2 protein-coding genes are annotated in these 2069 nt (G+C 36.9%); both read left to right on the forward strand.

The window, feature by feature from the left end:
• Nucleotides 1-369, forward strand: a 369-nt coding sequence (locus RT405_RS10725) for a DNA gyrase C-terminal beta-propeller domain-containing protein (RefSeq protein ID WP_313469620.1), incomplete at its 5' end; no start/stop codon positions are given.
• 264 nt (nt 370-633) lie between these two features.
• Nucleotides 634-2069, forward strand: a 1436-nt coding sequence (locus tag RT405_RS10730; RefSeq protein WP_313469622.1) for a pyruvate formate lyase family protein, incomplete at its 3' end; no start/stop codon positions are given.

Here is a 2069-nt window from a genome sequence, read left to right on the forward strand (position 1 = left end):
GATGATTATATTGTAAATGGTATTCTGTTTGATAGTAAGGCCTCTAAATCAGAAATACTGATCCTTACTCATCGAGGCTCCGTTAAAAAAATGAACCTCAATGATTTTGATACTTTAGGTAGAGCAAAACGAGGTTTATTGGTTTTAAGAGAATTAAAGAACAACCCGCATCGCGTGGCATTTTTGTTAGATGGAAACAAAAACCATGAATATACGATAGAGACCGAAAAAGGCAAATTGATTCATTTAGCTAGCTCGAACTATCAAATGAGCGACCGTTACTCTAATGGTTCCTTTATACTAGATGAAGTAGCGGATGGTACTCCAATCGATATTCATGAAAAAATGATTTATGAAGTAAATAATTAACCTAAAAAGCATGCAGCTAGTTTGCATGCTTTTTATACTTCTTTTTTTACTAAAGTATGTGAAATAGTAATCAAATTTACTTTTAACGATGGTTATTAAAAGTTATTGAAAAAAAGGCCTATTTAGGCAAATAATAAAGGAGTATTTTAACAAGAAAGAATTTATTTTCGAAAACTCAGTTGTTTTATCGTTTTCATGTGTTATAATGAGCAATGTAAAGTATTAGTTTATCCAGTCGAATAACAATAAGGAGGTTTATTTAAAATGGAACAATGGAAAGGCTTTAAAGGAAAAGTATGGCAAGAAGAAATTGATGTGCGTGATTTTATCCAACAGAATTATAAACCCTATGATGGAAATGATGAATTTTTAGAAGGACCTACCCAAGCGACTTCTGATCTTTGGGATCAAGTTATGGAATTAAACAAAGCTGAGCGTGAAGCAGGCGGGGTATTGGATATGGACACGAAAGTTGTTTCTACCATTACATCTCATTCTGCAGGTTATTTAAATAAAGAATTAGAACAAATTGTAGGTTTTCAAACAGAAAAACCATTCAAGCGTGGATTACAGCCTTTTGGAGGCATCCGCATGAGCGAACAATCTGCTGAATCTTATGGGTTTGAGATTGATCCAGAAGTTTCTCATATTTTTCGCGAATACCGTAAAACTCATAACCAAGGTGTTTTTGATGCCTATACTCCTGAAATGCGAGCTGCTCGCCGCAGCGGCGTTATTACAGGGTTGCCTGATGCCTATGGTCGTGGACGAATTATTGGTGATTACCGCCGTGTAGCACTCTACGGATTAGATCGTTTGATTGCGGACAAGAAAAAAGATTTGAATAATACAGGCTATGGCACAATGAGTGATACGGTGATAAGAAGCCGAGAAGAAATAAATGAACAAATAAGAGCATTAACAGAATTAAAAGAATTAGGACAGATATACGGTTTTGATATCTCACAACCTGCTGAAACTGCACAAGAAGCTTTCCAATGGTTGTATTTGGGTTATTTAGCAGCAGTGAAAGAACAAAATGGAGCAGCGATGTCTTTAGGCCGTACGTCTACTTTCTTAGATATCTATATAGAACGTGATTTGGCTAATGGAACATTGAGTGAAGTGGAAGCTCAAGAAATAGTCGACCATTTTGTGATGAAACTTCGATTAGTCAAGTTCTCCCGTACTCCTGACTATAATGAATTATTTTCTGGCGATCCTACATGGGTAACCGAGTCGATTGGCGGTGTCGGCGAAGATGGGCGCCATATGGTCACAAAAAACAGCTTCCGTTTTCTTCACACGTTAGCTAATTTAGGTCCTGCACCAGAACCAAACTTAACAGTCCTCTGGTCAACTCGTTTACCAGAAAACTTTAAACACTTTTGTGCAAAAGTTTCAATTGCTTCAAGTGCTATTCAATACGAAAATGATGACATCATGCGTCCTGAATGGGGAGATGACTACGGGATAGCTTGTTGTGTTTCTGCTATGCGGATTGGGAAACAAATGCAATTCTTTGGTGCTAGAGCCAACTTAGCAAAAACTCTCTTATATGCTATCAATGGGGGCATTGACGAAAAATCCAAAGCTCAGGTAGGACCTAAGTATCAACCAATCTCTTCAGAATACCTTGATTACGAAGAAGTAATGGAAAAATATGAAGATATGATGGAATGGATTGCAGGCTTATATTT

Source organism: Carnobacterium sp. (genome assembly GCF_032094055.1).
Taxonomy (GTDB): domain Bacteria; phylum Bacillota; class Bacilli; order Lactobacillales; family Carnobacteriaceae; genus Carnobacterium_A.